General features: G+C 75.0%; 14 protein-coding genes. 5 read left to right on the forward strand and 9 right to left on the reverse strand.

The features are described from left to right. The first annotated feature begins 16 nt into the window (after nt 1–16). Nucleotides 17–637, forward strand: coding sequence for a 4'-phosphopantetheinyl transferase family protein (locus ABUL08_RS11095; RefSeq protein WP_350937137.1), 621 nt, complete (start codon nt 17–19; stop codon nt 635–637). A gap of 41 nt (nt 638–678) precedes the next feature. On the opposite strand, the gene ABUL08_RS11100 is transcribed toward ABUL08_RS11095, so the two are convergent. The 9 genes from ABUL08_RS11100 to ABUL08_RS11140 all read right to left on the reverse strand — a co-directional run bounded on the left by ABUL08_RS11100 (nt 679) and on the right by ABUL08_RS11140 (nt 10,078). Continuing rightward, entirely contained in the window at nt 679–2,025 is a 1,347-nt protein-coding gene (locus tag ABUL08_RS11100) for a class I adenylate-forming enzyme family protein (protein WP_377522110.1), read from the reverse strand. Between the two features lie 351 nt (nt 2,026–2,376). Then, complete coding sequence (locus ABUL08_RS11105; protein ID WP_350937141.1) at nt 2,377–3,618, reverse strand: beta-ketoacyl synthase N-terminal-like domain-containing protein; 1,242 nt, start codon at nt 3,616–3,618, stop codon at nt 2,377–2,379. Further along, complete coding sequence (locus tag ABUL08_RS11110; RefSeq protein WP_350937143.1) at nt 3,615–4,883, reverse strand: beta-ketoacyl-[acyl-carrier-protein] synthase family protein; 1,269 nt, start codon at nt 4,881–4,883, stop codon at nt 3,615–3,617. Before ABUL08_RS11110 ends, ABUL08_RS11105 begins: the two co-directional genes overlap by 4 nt. After that, nucleotides 4,880–5,284, reverse strand: coding sequence for a cupin domain-containing protein (locus ABUL08_RS11115; protein ID WP_350937145.1), 405 nt, complete (start codon nt 5,282–5,284; stop codon nt 4,880–4,882). The genes ABUL08_RS11110 and ABUL08_RS11115 overlap by 4 nt, the downstream gene beginning before the upstream one ends. Then, nucleotides 5,281–6,072: an SRPBCC family protein gene (locus tag ABUL08_RS11120; RefSeq protein ID WP_350937147.1), complete on the reverse strand. Its 792-nt coding sequence runs from the start codon at nt 6,070–6,072 to the stop codon at nt 5,281–5,283. Before ABUL08_RS11120 ends, ABUL08_RS11115 begins: the two co-directional genes overlap by 4 nt. Beyond that, nucleotides 6,069–7,556, reverse strand: a complete 1,488-nt coding sequence (locus ABUL08_RS11125) for an acetyl-CoA carboxylase biotin carboxylase subunit (RefSeq protein ID WP_350937149.1) — start codon at nt 7,554–7,556, stop codon at nt 6,069–6,071. The genes ABUL08_RS11120 and ABUL08_RS11125 overlap by 4 nt, the downstream gene beginning before the upstream one ends. A gap of 4 nt (nt 7,557–7,560) precedes the next feature. Further along, nucleotides 7,561–8,037 carry an acetyl-CoA carboxylase biotin carboxyl carrier protein gene (accB, locus tag ABUL08_RS11130; RefSeq protein WP_350937151.1) on the reverse strand — a complete coding sequence of 159 codons (477 nt, stop codon included), beginning with the start codon at nt 8,035–8,037 and terminating at the stop codon, nt 7,561–7,563. Further along, a complete protein-coding gene (locus ABUL08_RS11135; RefSeq protein ID WP_350937154.1) occupies nt 8,034–9,749 on the reverse strand; it encodes an acetyl-CoA carboxylase carboxyltransferase subunit alpha in 1,716 nt (571 codons plus the stop codon). The genes accB and ABUL08_RS11135 overlap by 4 nt, the downstream gene beginning before the upstream one ends. After that, nucleotides 9,746–10,078 (reverse strand): TcmI family type II polyketide cyclase, encoded by a 333-nt coding sequence (locus ABUL08_RS11140; protein ID WP_350937156.1) that lies wholly within the window; start codon nt 10,076–10,078, stop codon nt 9,746–9,748. The genes ABUL08_RS11135 and ABUL08_RS11140 overlap by 4 nt, the downstream gene beginning before the upstream one ends. Nucleotides 10,079–10,494: 416 nt before the next feature. Between ABUL08_RS11140 and ABUL08_RS11145 the strand changes: the two genes are divergently transcribed. The 4 genes from ABUL08_RS11145 (at nt 10,495) to ABUL08_RS11160 (ending at nt 14,447) form a co-directional block, all read left to right on the forward strand. Next, on the forward strand, nt 10,495–11,316 hold the full coding sequence (locus ABUL08_RS11145) for an AfsR/SARP family transcriptional regulator (RefSeq protein WP_350937157.1): 822 nt from the start codon (nt 10,495–10,497) through the stop codon (nt 11,314–11,316). A gap of 93 nt (nt 11,317–11,409) precedes the next feature. Beyond that, nucleotides 11,410–11,757 carry a TcmI family type II polyketide cyclase gene (locus ABUL08_RS11150; protein ID WP_350937159.1) on the forward strand — a complete coding sequence of 116 codons (348 nt, stop codon included), beginning with the start codon at nt 11,410–11,412 and terminating at the stop codon, nt 11,755–11,757. Between the two features lie 255 nt (nt 11,758–12,012). Next, on the forward strand, nt 12,013–12,990 hold the full coding sequence (locus ABUL08_RS11155) for a hypothetical protein (RefSeq protein WP_350937161.1): 978 nt from the start codon (nt 12,013–12,015) through the stop codon (nt 12,988–12,990). A gap of 257 nt (nt 12,991–13,247) precedes the next feature. Further along, nucleotides 13,248–14,447 (forward strand): low temperature requirement protein A, encoded by a 1,200-nt coding sequence (locus ABUL08_RS11160; protein ID WP_350937162.1) that lies wholly within the window; start codon nt 13,248–13,250, stop codon nt 14,445–14,447. The last annotated feature ends 8 nt before the right edge of the window (nt 14,448–14,455 follow it).

Genomic DNA, 14,455 nt, shown 5'->3' on the forward strand with positions numbered 1-14,455 from the left:
GCGTTAACCTCTTTCCGTGGTCCAGCTGGCGGTGCCCGGTCGGGACACCGTGTACGTGTGGGTGGGCCGTACCGCCGGTGACCAGCGGGTGCTGGTGGGGCGGCTGCTGCAGCGCGCGGGTGGCACCCTGCTCGGCCGGACGGAAACGCGGATCGACGTGAGCCGGGAGCCCGGCGGGCGCCCGGTGGTGCGGGCCGACGACGGCCGGGCACTGCCGGTCAGCGTCAGCCATGTCGACGGGGTGGTCGTGGTGGCCGCCCGGACGGGCGGCCCGGTCGGGGTGGACGTCGAGCCGCGTCGGTCGCTGCCCGCGTTGGCGCTGGCCCGCCGCTGGTACCACCCGGACGAGGTGGCCTGGCTGGGCGACCGCCCGCCGCGCGGGCGGGACGAGGACTTCCTGCGGCTGTGGACCGCCAAGGAGGCGGTCGGGAAGGCGCTCGGGTCGGGGCTGCGCGGGCAGGGGCTGCGCCGCCCGATGCCCCGGCCGGAGGTCGGGCCGCTGCGCCCGGTGCCCGGCTGCCCCGGTGTGCGGGTCGGCCATCCACCGCTCGGCGGCGAGCTGGATCCCGGGCGCGGGCTGGTGCTGGCGGTGGCGGTCGTCGGGGCGGCCGGACCGGTCCGGGTCGTCCTCGCCTAGCGGGCCGGTCGCCGTCGGTACGGCGTGCCGCAGCGGGCCGGTCACGACGCCGCGTCCCGCAGCGCCGTGGCGGAGCGGACCAGCTTGCCGGTGGTGGTGCGCGGCAGCCGGTCGAGCAGGCGCAGCGTACGCGGCCGCTTGTAGCCGGCCAGCCGCTCGGCGAGCAGGGCGTCCAGCGCCTCCTCGGTGAGCGGCCCGTCGGGCTGCACGTACGCGGTGATGCCGTCGTCCCAGACCACCACCGCGGCGCCCACCCCGGGCAGCTCGGCGACGGTGGTCTCCACCTCGGTCAGGTCGACCTTCAGGCCGCCCACCGACACCTGCGAGTCGAGCCGGCCGGCGACGGTGACCAGGCCGGTCTCCGGGTCGACGGAGCCGGCGTCGCGGGTGTGCAGCCAGCCGTCGGCCCAGCGGGTCGGGTCGCTGAGCCCGACGTACGGCGACGCGGGACAGCTCACGAGCAGCTCGCCGCCGGACGCCCGGACCTCGATGCCGGGGGCCGGGGCGATGGCCGGGCGGTGCCGCCCCGACAGGTCGGTGCCGATGACGCCGACCTCGGTCATCCCGTACATGTTGCCGAGCGGGACGCCGTAGCGGTCGGTGAAGGCGCGGGCCACCGCGGCCGGAACCAGCTCGCCGCCGGTCGTCATCCGGCGCAGCTGCGGCAGCGGGCCGGCGGGGCGGGTGGAGGTGAGCAGACCGATGTGGAACGGCACGCCGAGCACGGTGGCCGGGGTGTCCTGGGCGGCGATCGCGGCGAGGATCGCGTCGCCGCCGAGCCGCTGCGGCGGCACCAGCTCGACGCCGGCGTGCAGGCCGTAGAGCAGGCCGCCGACCAGGCCGAGCACGTGCACCATCGACGGCAGCAGGATGATCCGCTCGCCGGGTCGGGCCACCCCGTCGATGCGGGTGTAGCGGTGCACCTCGGCGACCAGGTCCGCGGCGGTCCGACCGATCACCTTGGACGGGCCGGTGGAGCCGGAGCTGAGCTGGATCACCGCGTGTCCGCTGACGGCGGGCCGGTCGGCGTACGGGGTGACGCCGTCGGTGACGTCCACGAAGATCCGGAGCGCGCCACCGCCGGTGCGGACCGGGGCGACCACCACCTGCGGGGTCAGCCGACGCAGCGCCCGGTCCACCTCGTGGTCGGTGAGCCGGTGGTCGAGCAGGATCGCCTGCGCCCCGATCCGCCAGGTGGCGAGCAGGTTCACCACGTACGCCAGCGACGGCGGCAGCCGCAGCGCGGCGGCTCCCCCGGGCCGCAGCCCGGCCGCGGCGAGCCGGTCCTGCGCCGCGTCGACGAGCCGGCGCAGGGTGCCCCGGTCGACCGGTTCGGGCAGCCGCAGACACACGTCGGCCGGTCGGCCGGCCAGCAGGATGTCGTTCACCCAGCCCACGTCTGTCGCCGCAGGATCTTCCGTCGTTGGTTGACTGCTCACCACGCCCACCGCCCAGGCTGAAAGTGGGCGAAATACGCCCAACAGGTGCGCTCTCCGGGGTGCTGCGGGAACAGTACGACAGCCCTTCCAGCCATTGCTAGATGCAAATGGCTAGATCAAAAAGAGCGCCCGGACGGATTGCCGACCCTCGATCGGCCAGGCAGTATCAGACCCGCGTACGCCCGCCGCCCGCCACCCCGCCCGTGCTGCGCACTTTCACGGAAAGAGTGGCCATTCCGCGGGGAATGGCCACTCTTTCCGTGAAACAGGGCGCTTTTCTGGGGTCGGCGGCGGGCGGGGTCAGGGGGTGGGTGGGGGGGCGGCGCCGCGCAGGACGAGGGCGCTGTTGAAGCCGTCGAAACCGCGGGCGCCGATGAGGACGACGCGGGTGCGGGGGCGGCGGGGTTCGCGCAGGAAGTCCAGTTCGCAGCCCTCGGCGGGCTGCTCCGGGCCGGCCGAGGCGGGCAGCAGGTCGTGCCGGAAGGCGAGCAGCGCCGTCGCCACGTCCACCGCCGAGCCGCCCTGGTGCGCACGCCCGGTCAGCGGCTTCTGCGTGGTCACCGGCGGCGGCCGGTGACCGAACACCGACCGCAGCGCCGCCGCTTCGGCGCGGTCGTGCGCCGGCACCCCCAGCGCGTCGGGGAAGACCACGTCCACGTCGTGCGGTCGCACGCCCGCCCGGTCCAGGGCCAGCCGCAGCGCCCGCGCGTAGTGCGTCGGGTCCGGCTCCACGTCCGGCTCGGTGGGTGCGGCGTCGTGGGTGGCCGCCCAACCGGTCACCTCGCCGTAGATGCGCGCCCCCCGGGCCAGCGCGTGCCCCAACTCCTCCACCACGAAGACCGCGCCGCCCTCCGCCGGGACGTACCCGGCGGCCGCGACATCGAACGGCCGGTAGGCCCGCTCCGGGTCGGCCACGTCACTGAGCAGCCCGGAGCGGAGCTGACAGGCCAACGCGTACGGGCTGAGCGGGCACTCGGTCGCGCCGGCGATCACCACCGGGGTGCCCCGGCGGATCGTCCGTACCGCGTGCGCCAGGCTGTCCAGCCCACCGGCCGACTCGGCGTCCAGCACCCCGCACGGCCCCTTGAACTGGTGGCGGATGGAGAGCTGCCCGACGCTGGCCGCATAGAACCAGGCGATCGACTGGTACGCCCCGACGGTCCGGGTCGCCCCGCCCCAGAGCCGTTGCAGCTCCCGCTGCCCGAACAGGTTCCCCCCCGACGAGCTGGCCAGGGTGACCGCCCAGTCGTACGGGTCGGGGGCCTGCTCGGGCAGGCCGGCGTCGGCCAGCGCCATCCGGGTGGCGGCGAAGCCGAGGTGCGTCCACCGGTCGGTCTGCACGAGCTGCCGGGAGTCGGCGTACCGGGTGGGGTCGAAGTCCGGGACCTCGCCGCCGATCCGGGTCGGGTAGCCGGCCGGGTCGAACAGGGTGATCGGCCCGGTGCGCCGGGTGCCGGCGAGGACCGTCGCCCAGTGCGCGTCGGCGCCGACGCCGCTCGGCGCCACCACCCCCACCCCGGTCACCACCGCCCGCGCGGTCATGCGACAGCCGCCAGTCGACGGAAGATCATCGCGGACTGGAAACCGCCGAAGCCGCTGCCCACCGAGAGGGCCACGTCCACCGGCACCTCGCGCGCCTCGTTGGGCACGTAGTCCAGGTCGCACTCGGGGTCGCGGGTGCTCCAGTTGGCGGTCGGCGGGACCACGCCGTACTCGATGGCGAGCGCGCAGGCGGCCATCTCGATCGACCCGATGGCGCCCAGCGAGTGGCCGACCATCGACTTGATCGAGCTGATCGGCACCCGGTACGCGGCCGGCCCGAGCGCCCGCTTGAACGCCGCCGTCTCGTGCCGGTCGTTCTGCCGGGTGCCGGAGCCGTGCGCGCTGATGTACGACACGTCGCCCGGCGCGATCCGCGCCTGCCGCATCGCGTCGGAGATGGCCAGCGCCATCTCCACCCCGTCGGGGCGCAGCCCGGTCATGTGGAACCCGTTGCTGCGGCTGGCGTAGCCGGCCAGCTCGCAGTAGACGTGGGCGCCGCGCCGGCGGGCGTGCTCGGCCTCCTCCAGCACCAGCACCGCCGCCCCCTCGGCGAGGACGAACCCGTGCCGGTCGGCGTCGAACGGCCGGGAGGCGTGCTCCGGGTCGTCGTTGTCCGGGCTGGTCGCCTGGATCGCGTCGAAGGAGGCGACGGTGACCGGCGAGATCGGCGAGTCGGCGGCCCCGGCGAGCAGCACGTCCGCCTCGCCGTCGGCGATGAGCTGGTGGGCGTACCCGATGGCGTCGATGCCGGAGGTGCAGCCGGTGGAGACCACCTGGGCCGGGCCGTGCAGGCCGTGCCGGCGGGCCACCTCCGCGGCCAGGCTGCTCGGCACGAGCGCCTGGTACAGGAACGGCCCACCGCGGGTGTGGTCGACCAGCCAGCGGCTGCCCGCGTCGCTGACCCGCACGTACTCCTGCTCCAGGGCCATGGTGCCGCCGACGGCGGTGCCGAGCACCACCCCGGCGCGGTCCCGCGCGGCGTCGGTGAGGGTCAGTCCACTGTCGGCGAGCGCCTCGGTCGAGCAGGCGAGGGCGAACTGCACGTACCGGTCGGCGCGCTGCCGTTCCGCGAGGGTGATGCCGGCGGCGTCCGGGTCGAAGTCGCACTCGGCGGCGATCCGGGACCGGAACGGCGACGGGTCGAAGAAGCTGATCCGCCGGGTGGCCGTCCGCCCCTCGGTGATGGTCTTCCAGAACCGGTCCCGGGTGGCGCCGCCGGGCGCGACGACGCCGATGCCGGTGACCACGGTCCGTCGGCCGGTCACGACGGTCCCCGCTGCTGCGCCACCTCGGTGTCGACGTGGCCGAGTTCCGGGCGGGGCGCGAGCGGACCCAGGTGGAACACCACCTCGGCCGGCTCGTCGCCGGTGTTGCGCAGCCGGTGCCGGACGTCCTTCGGCACGAAGAGCGCCTGGCCGGCGGCCAGCGGCACCGGCTCGTCGTCGAGGTCCACGGTGATCGCGCCCCGGGCGACGTAGAGGAACTCCTCGCTGTACGGGTGGTAGTGCTCGGCGATCCGCTCCCCGGGCGCCAGCGCGGCCACCCCCATGAAGCCGGAGGTGCTGCCGACGGTGCGGGGGCCGAGCAGCACCCGCAGCTCGCCGCCGCGCCGCCGGTCGGCGGGTACGTCCCGGACGGCCACCGGCGCGGTGGTGGTCTCGCTCATTCCTGGCCTCCGGTGGGCTCGTCGGCGGACCGGCGCGGGGTGGGCGCGGCCGACGCGGTGGGGGTCGACGTGGTGGCGGCCGGTTCGCCGGCCTCGCGGGCGCGCCGTTCGACGCGTTCCTTGATCACGGCGAGCTGCACCTTGCTGTTGGTGTTGATCCGCGCGGTCATCCCGGCGTTGTCGACCGGGGCGTCGGGCTTCATCGCGAAGTCCTGCACCCAGCTCATCCGGGTCCCGCCGGGCACCTCGTCGTAGCGCCAGTAGATCTTCATGTACGCGAACGGCCCGGTCTCCACCCGGTGCGCGCGCACCTCGCGGGTGGCGGGGTCGGCGGTGCGTTCGCTGACCCAGCTCCAGGCCGTCCCGTTCTCGTCGGGGTGCATGGTGAGCCGGAACCGCACGGTGTCGCCGGTGCGCTCCAGGATCTCCACGACGGCGTACTCGGTGAACAGGTCGGGCCACCGGGCGACGTCGTTGGTGACGTCCCAGACGAACGCCAGCGGGGCGTCGATGACGATCTCGTTCTCGGTGTGCCCGGGCGGGTCGGCGCGGCGGGCCACCAGGTCGGCGACGCCGGCGATGCTGAGCTGCCCGGACTGCTCGGGGATCGTGACCCGCCACCGGTCGGCGACCACCGCGGAGAGTTCCAGCAGAGCCAGCGAGTCCATGCCCAGCTCCTCCAGGCTGGCGGCCGGGGTGCGGGCGGCGGCGTCGGGGTCCAGGCCGCAGTGCGCCACCAGGATGTCGGTGATCTCCGCGGTGAGCGGTCGGTCGTGCGTGACGGTCATCGGGTCCTCCTTGCGGGTGGGCCGGGCGGGTCGGCGGTGACGGGTTCCTGGTCGGTCGCGCCGCGCGCCGCGGGCACCCCGTCGACGGAGGCCGGGCCGTCGGCGCCGGCCGGGCCGTCGACGGACGTCGGGGTACGGGCGGCGAGCAGCCGGTCGACCAGGGCGGTGGTGTGGCGGGCCTTGCGGAAGGCGGGGTCGTCGAGCACCCGCCGGACGAACGGGATGGTGGTCCGCATGCCGGGGCCGGCGATCTCGAACTCGCCGAGCGCCCGGTCCAGCCGGTGCAGGGCCGAGTCCCGGTCCGGCGCCCAGACCGCCACCTTGGCCAGCAGCGAGTCGTAGTGCGGGCTGACCAGGTAGCCGGGGTGGCCGTGGGTGTCCACCCGGGTGAAGGGGCCGCCGGGCGGCCGGAACCGCTCCAGCCGACCGGGGGTGGGGACGAAGTCCCGCTCCGGGTCCTCGACGTTGACCCGGCACTCCACCGACACCCCGCGCGGTCGGATCTCCTCCTGCCGCATCCGCAGCGGCACCCCGGCGGCGACGTGCAGCTGCTCGTGCACCAGGTCGATCCCGGTGATCATCTCGGTGACCGGGTGCTCCACCTGGATCCGGCAGTTGATCTCCAGGAAGTGGCAGCGTTCCGCCTCGTCGACCAGGAACTCCACCGTGCCGGCGCCGGTGAAGCCGACCGACAGGGCGCCGCGCAGCGCGGACTGCGCCAGGTTGTCCAGGGTGGCCGCGGAGAGGCCGGGCGCCGGCGCCTCCTCGATCAGCTTCTGGTGGCGGCGCTGCACCGAACAGTCCCGGGTGCCCAGGTGCACCCCGTTGCCGTGGTTGTCGCAGAGCACCTGCACCTCGACGTGCCGGGCGTCGGTCAGGTAGCGCTCCACGTACACCCGGTCGTCGCCGAAGGCGATCTGGGCGGCGGCCCGGGTCCGGGTGTACGCCCGCGGCAGCTCCGCGGCGGAGCGGACCACGGTCATCCCGCGCCCGCCCCCACCCGCGGCGGCCTTCACGATCACCGGGTAGCCGACCTCGGTGGCGACCGCCAGCGCCTCGGCGACCGTCGGCAGGGTCCGTACGCTGCCCGGCGGCAGCGGCAGCCCGGCCCGGCTCAGCAGCGCCCGGGCGGTGGACTTGTCGGCCAGCGCCGACATCACCTGCGGCGGCGGCCCGACGAAGACCAGCCCGTTCTCCGCGCAGATCTCCGCGAAGTCGGCGTCCTCGGAGAGGAAGCCGTAGCCGGGGTGGACCGCCTCCGCCCCGGTCTGCCGGGCCGCCTCGACGATCGCCGCCGCGTTGAGGTAGCTCTGTCGGCTGGCCGCCGGTCCGATCCGGACGGTCTCGTCCGCCAGCCGCACCGGCAGCGAGTTCGCGTCGGCGCTGGAGTGCACCACCACCGTACGGATGCCCAGCTCCCGGCAGGCCCGCAGCACGCGCAGCGCGATCTCGCCCCGGTTGGCGATGAGCAGCTTGCCGAACATCGGCTCACCGCCCGCCGTCGGTGGCCGGCGCCAGGGCCAGCAGCGGCTGGTCGTACTCGACGGGCTTGCCGTCCTCGACCAGGATCTCCAGCACCCGGCCGGCCCGGTCGGCGATCACCTCGTTCATCAGCTTCATCGCCTCGACGATGCCGATCACCTGACCGGCGCGGACCAGGTCACCGACGGCGACGAACGGCGTCGCGCCCGGCTCCGGGCAGCGGTAGAAGGTGCCGACCACCGGCGACCGCACCGCCAGCCGGTCCGCCTCGACGGTCGGCTCCTCGACCGCCACCGGCTCCGGGTCGGTCAGCGGCGCCGGGGCGGGAGCGGTCTGCTCCGGACCGTGCCACTCCACCTCCAGGACGGTCTCGCCACTGCGCAACCGGACCCGGCGGACCGGGCCGGCCAGCTCGTCGACCAGCTTGCGGGCCTGCCGGCGCAGCCCCTCCAGAACCGCTTCGGGCCCCTGCGCGGCGCTCATCGGGAGACCACCTGAGCCGGTCGGGCCGCACCGTAGCGGCGGAACCGTTGCCGGCGACGGCGGACCAGGGTGGCCGGCGGCACGTCCAGCAGCGGAGCCAGGTTCGCGCTCAGCGCGGCGCGCAGCAGGTCGGCCGCGGTCGACGGGTCGTGGTGCGCGGCGGGCGCCGGTTCCGGCACCACCTCGTCGACCACCCCCAGCCGGCACAGGTCCGGCGCGGTGAGCCGCAACGCGCGGGCCGCCTGCGGCGCGGCCGAGCTGTCCGGCCAGAGGATCGCCGCGCACCCCTCCGGGCTGATCACCGAATAGACGGCGTGCTCCAGCATCAGCACCCGGTCGGCGACGGCCATGGCCAGCGCGCCGCCGCTGCCGCCCTCGCCGGTGACCACCGCGACGACCGGCGTGGGCAGCACGCTCAGCGCGAGGATGTTCTCCGCGATGGCCGCCGCCTGCCCCTGCTCCTCGGCGTCCACCCCCGGGTCCGCCCCCGGCGTGTCCACCAGGGTCACCACCGGCAGGCCCAGCCGGGCGGCCAGCCGCATCAGCCGCAGCGCCTTGCGGTGCCCGGCCGGACTGGCCATGCCGAAGTTGCGGGCCACCAGCTCGGCGGTGGTGTGCCCCTTCTGGTGGCCGATCACCATGACCGGCCGGCCGTCGAGGCGGGCCACGCCGCCGACCACCGCCGGGCAGTCCGCGCCCAGCCGGTCGCCGTGCAGCTCCACGAAGCCGTCGAAGGCGGTGTCCAGGTAGTCCAGGGTGGTCGGCCGGCCCGGGTGCCGGGCCGTGCGTACCGTCTGCCAGGCGTCCCGGTCGGGCGCGGCCTGCGCCGCGGGCGGCGTGGCGCGCGGCGGCTCCGGCCGCGGTGGCGGCTCCTGCCGGGGTACGGGTGCCCGCCGGGCCACCGGACGACCGGCCCCGGCGGCGGCCAGCAGCGCCGTCAACCGGCCGCGCAGGGCGTGCCGGGGCACCACCAGGTCGACCTGCCCGTGCCGCAGCAGGAACTCGGCGGTCTGGAAGCCCTCCGGCAACGTGGCGCCGGTGACCTGCCGGATCACCCGGGGGCCGGCGAAGCCCAGCCGGGCGCCGCTCTCGGCGAGCACCACGTCGGTGTTGGTGGCGAAGGACGCGGCCACCCCGCCGTACGTCGGGTCGGTGATCACGCTGACCGTGAGCAGGCCCGCCTCGCGCAGCCCGGCGACGGCCTGGCTCACCGTGGCCATCTGCATCAGCGACAGCGCCCCCTCCTGCATCCGGGCGCCGCCGGAGGCGGTGACCAGCACCAGCGGGATCTCCTCGGCGAGGGCCCGCTCCGCGGTACGGGTGATCAGCTCACCGACCACCGAGCCGAGGCTGCCGCCGAGGAAGCGGAAGTCCATCACCGCCAGCGCGACCGGGTGCCCGCCGATCCGGGCGGTGCCGCAGAGCACCGCCTCCGCCAGACCGGTCGCCGCCCGCGCCGCGGTGAGCCGCCGCGGGTACGGCAGGGCGTCCACGAAGCCGATCGGGTCCACCTCGACCGGATGGTCCGGCAGGGCGGTGAACGAGTCCGGGTCGACCAGCTGCGCCACCCGTTCCGGCGCGTCGAGCCGGGCGTGCGAGCCGCACTCGGGGCAGACGTCCAGGTTGCGCCGCAGGCGCTTGCGGTACAGCAGCGACGCGCAGCCGGCGCACCGCGACCAGAGTTGCTCCTCGCGGGGCGCGGTGGTGGTCACGACCGCCGCCCGGGCGCGTCGAAGCGGTAGAAGCAGTGCGCCATCGCGTCCCGCGGGGAGCGCCACTCCGGCAGGTACGGCGTGATGTACGGCCGCAGCCGCGCGCTGACCCGCTCGAACTCGGGATGCCGGCGGACGTTCTCCACCGCGCCCTCCCCCGGCAGCTCCGTCTCCAACAGGTGGACGTACAGATCCCCGAGCCGGTAGAGCGAGCGGTGCCGGACGCCGGCGAGGCGCGGCAGTTCCGTCGCGTCGGACTCGGCGAAGATCTCGGCCACCTGGTCCTCGGCGGTCGGCACCACCTTCGCGACGATGAGCGAACGGTCCATGAACGAGCCTCCCCTGTGACGGCGGTGTGCACCCGGTCCGGCCGGACGACTGGGCACACGGTGCTCGCGCGGGCGTCACCGGGGCGTCACCCGGGACCGCCGAACCCGACCGGAATCTGGTGACGGTGTGTTGACGCAACCTGTGCCGCAGCTATGCGGCACCTGTCCGCGACCGTCGCTTGTCGACACTTTCTCGCAGTTCAGCGCGCTGATCGGTGAGCACTGCGGAAGGTCACAATGTCGACGCGGCCGTTGACTGAGCGTAACCGGGATTGATAATCTCGGCCCACTGAGCCCGGTGGCCGGGCCGGACGACGGCACCGCGGCGGAACGACCGGAGACACTGGCGTCACGGGCAGTCGCGCCGGGCAACGAGGGACAGTCGGGACGAGGGTTCCGGCGCAGGGGGTGCGCCCGTGACCGGTCATTCGAGGACACCGACGGCGGGGCGGCCGTCCGCACCGCAGGTGTCGCTGCACCTGCTGGGCGGTTTCCGGCTGACGCACGACGAGACCCCGGTGGTGGTGCCCCGGGGACTGCAACGCGTCATCGCGCTGATCGGCCTGCGGCCGGGCGCCACCCGCAGCCACCTGGCCGGCCTGCTCTGGCCCGAGACCTCCGAGGACCGGGCGCTGTCGTCGCTGCGGACCGCGCTGTGGCGGCTGCGCCAGGACCCGTACTGCCCGCTGGTCACCGACGGCGACACCGTACGGCTGGGCCCCCGCGTCACGGTCGACGTCGACGAGCTGGTGCACACCGCCGCCCGGGTGCGCACCGGAGACGTCCCCGACACCGCCGGTGTCGCCCTCGCCGCCGGCCGCCACGACCTCCTCCCCGGCTGGTACGACGACTGGGTGCTGCTGGAACGCGAACGGCTGCGGCAGCTGCGGCTGCACATGCTGGAACAGCTCGCCGGCAACCACCTCGCCGCCGGCCGGCACGGGGAGGCCCTGGAGGCGGCGCTGGAGGCGATGGCCGCCGAACCGCTGCGCGAGACCCCGCACCGGCTGGTGGTGCGGATCCACCTCGCCGAGGGCAACGCCTTCGAGGCCGTGCACGCCTTCTACGTCTATCGGGACCTGCTGCTGCGGGAGCTACGCCTGGAGCCCTCCCCGGCGATGTGCGCGCTGCTCGACGAGACCCTCGCCCCGATCCGGCACGCCACCCGACCGACCGCGGCCCCCCGACGGCCGGCGCAGACGCCTCCGGCGGCGTCACGGGCCCGACCGCAGGCGTGACGGGGAGATGACAGCGCCGCCCGCATCGTGGTCCCACACGGTGTCCGACACCCCTCGGTGGGTCCCGCGGCACCACCGGCGAGAGGGGTCCCGATGAGTCGTCTGTTGATCGTCAGCCGGATCGTGCCAGGCGCGGAGGGGCGGGTGGCGCAGATCTTCGCCGAGTCCGACGCCACCGAGCTGCCCGGTCTGACCGGCATCCGGCACCGGTCGCTGTACTGCCTGCACGACCTGTGCGTCCACCTGATGGAGACCACGGACGTCGACCCCGACGCGGTGGCCGGGGCACGCAACCACCCGCTGTACCGCCAGGTCAACGAACGCCTCTCGGCGCACACCTCGCCGTACCTGCCGACCTGGCACTCCCCCCGGGACGCCGTCGCCGGCTGCTTCTACACGTGGGACGCGGCGAACGTGTCCTCGCCCGGCGCGATCCGCTGACGGCGGCGGCCGGCAACCCGACCGGCGTCCCGGGCCCCGGCGGCACCGGGCCCGGGACGCCCCCTTCGTCCGGTACGGACACCCGGCCGCCCGCCGTCGTCGCACGCTCGGTCATCCCACCACCACCCCCCGGCACCGGCCCGTCCCAGCAGCGGCGCGAGCTGCCGACCTCCCTGTCGTCCCCGGCGTACGTGTGGCAAGCTGCGGCGAGTTTTCTCGCGACTTCTGTTCACGTACATACAAGGGAGGTTTGCCGTGCCGTCGACTTTCGGACAATGGCTGATCGTGATCCTGGCCCTGCTGGTGGGTCTGCTGGGCGGGTGGCTGCTGGCCTCCCGCCGGCCGGCCGCCCGCCCCGAGCCCATCGTGGAGGGTGACCCCGTCGCCGGCGTCGAGGACCTGCCCACGCCGGCCACCGCCGTCGTCGACCAGGCGCACCCGGTCGCCGTCGTGGACGAGACGCCCGCGCCGGCCGCCGTCACCGACGAGTCGACCCCCGTCGGGTACGACGCTCCCCCGGCCGCCGCCACCCTCGCCGCCAACGCCACCCCGCTCCCCACCGCCGACGAGCCGGCCGCCGCCGAGCCGGTCCACGCCGCCGAGCCCGTCGCCGCCGAGCCCGTCCACGCCGAGGAGCCCGTCGCCGCCGAGCCCGTCCACGTCGACCAGCCGGTCGCCGCCGAGCCCGTTCACGCCGCCGAGCCGGCCGCCGCCGAACCGGTCCACGTCGAGGAGCCGGCCGCGCCCGTCCACGTCGAGGAGCCCGTCGCCGCCGAGCCGGTCCACGCCGCCGAGCCGGCCGCCGCCGAGCCCCTCCACGTCGAGGAGCCGGTCGTGGCGGCCGCGTCGGAGGTCGAGGAGACCGGCACGCCGGCCGTCGTCCCGGCACCCCGGGCCGCCGTGGAGGACACCCTCACGCCGGTCGCGCCGGAGCCCACCGCTCCCGCCGCGCCCAACGGCGCGGTCACCGTGAACGGCAGCGAGGCCGCCGACGACTTCCGGCGCATCCAGGGCATCGGGCCGAAGCTGGCCGCCGCGCTCCAGGCCGCCGGCATCCGCACGTACCGCCAGCTCGGCGACCTGGACGAGGGGGCGCTGCGGGAGACCGTCCGCGCCGCCGGCCTGCGCGCCGCCGCCAGCCTCGCCACCTGGCCGCAGCAGGCCCGGGTGCTCGCCGGCGCCCGCGCCGAGGCCGACCAGATCCTCCCGGCCGGGGTCAGCGAGGACGCCTGAGTCGGTGCCGCCACGACGTGGCGGCACCGACTCGCACGATCATGCTCGATCAGTGACGTAGTGGCCTCCCGAATGCGGGGAGGCCACTACTTCCTGGATCGAGCGTGATCGTGCCCCCAGCGGGCGCACGCGGCGGACCGGCGGCGGGGATTTGGACTTATAGTCCGGAACCGGACACGAGGCCCGACGGTGATCGCTACCGTCGGTGAGGGGCCGCACGGGCCCGCCGCGTCGATCCGCCACCGCAGGAGCAGCTCGTGCCCTTCGCAACGCCGGAGCCGCCCGCCGGTCGGCCACCCGTGCGTGACCCGGAGTCACCCCGGCGGGTGACCCTGCTCGAGCTCTTCTTCGACCTGGTCTACGTGGTCGCGCTCGCCCTCATCTCCCGGGGGCTGGTCACCGAGGTGACCTGGGACCGGGCCTTCCAGTCGCTGCTCATGCTGATGGCGATCTGGTGGACCTGGGCGATCACCACCGTGGTCACCGACATGTACGACCCGCAGCGCCCCGAGATCAAGCTGCTGATCGCCCTGGTGATGTTCGGCGCGCTGCTGATGACCACCGCCATCCCGGAGGCGTTCGGCAACCGGGGGCTGGTCTTCGCCGGCACGTACGTGGCGATCCACCTGGGGCGTGGCCTGTTCCTCATCCCGACGGTGCGCCACCACCCGCAGGCCCAGCGGCGCGCGGCGCGGGTCTTCGCCTGGTTCGCGGTCTCGGCGGTGCCCTGGCTGGTCGGCGGGGTCGTGCACGGTTCCGCCCGGGAGTGGCTCTGGGCGTCGGCGCTGGCCATCGACTACCTCGGCTTCCGGCTCGCCTATCCGGTGCCCGGCCTCGGCGTGGTGCCGGCGCAGCAGCGGGACGTGACCGCCGAGCACCTCTCCGAGCGCTACCAGCAGTTCTTCATCATCGCCCTGGGCGACGCCATCCTGGTCACCGGCACCATGTTCAGCCTCAGCCACTCGGAGCTGGAGAACATCGTCGCCTTCGCCACCGCGTTCGTCAGCACCCTGCTGCTGTGGCGCATCTACGTGCACAAGTCCGGGGAGCTGCTGCCGCACGCCATCTCCCGGTCGCGGCAGCCGAGCCGGTTCCTGCTCACCGCCCCGTACACCCATCTGCTGATGGTGGCCGGGGTGGTCACCACCGCCGCCGGCTTCGACCTGGTGCTGCACGAGCCGGCCGGGCGGACCCCGCCGGCCTGGGCGGCGGTCATCCTGGGTGGGCCGGCACTCTTCCTGGTCGGCCGGTGCTGCTTCGAGTACGAGGTGTTCAGCCGGGTCTCGGTGTCCCGCCCCGGCGGCCTGCTGGCCCTGCTCACCATCGCTCCCGGCGCACTCTTCCTGCCGCCGCTGTTCGCGGCGCTCGGGACGATGCTGGTGCTGGCGGGCGTGGCGGTCGCGGATCATCTGCGCAGCCGGGGCCGGCCGCCGGAGGACCCGTCCCCGCCGCACTGAGCCAGTCG

It is taken from the genome of Micromonospora sp. CCTCC AA 2012012 (assembly GCF_040499845.1).
In the GTDB taxonomy this organism is placed as follows: Bacteria; Actinomycetota; Actinomycetes; order Mycobacteriales; family Micromonosporaceae; genus Micromonospora; species Micromonospora mangrovi.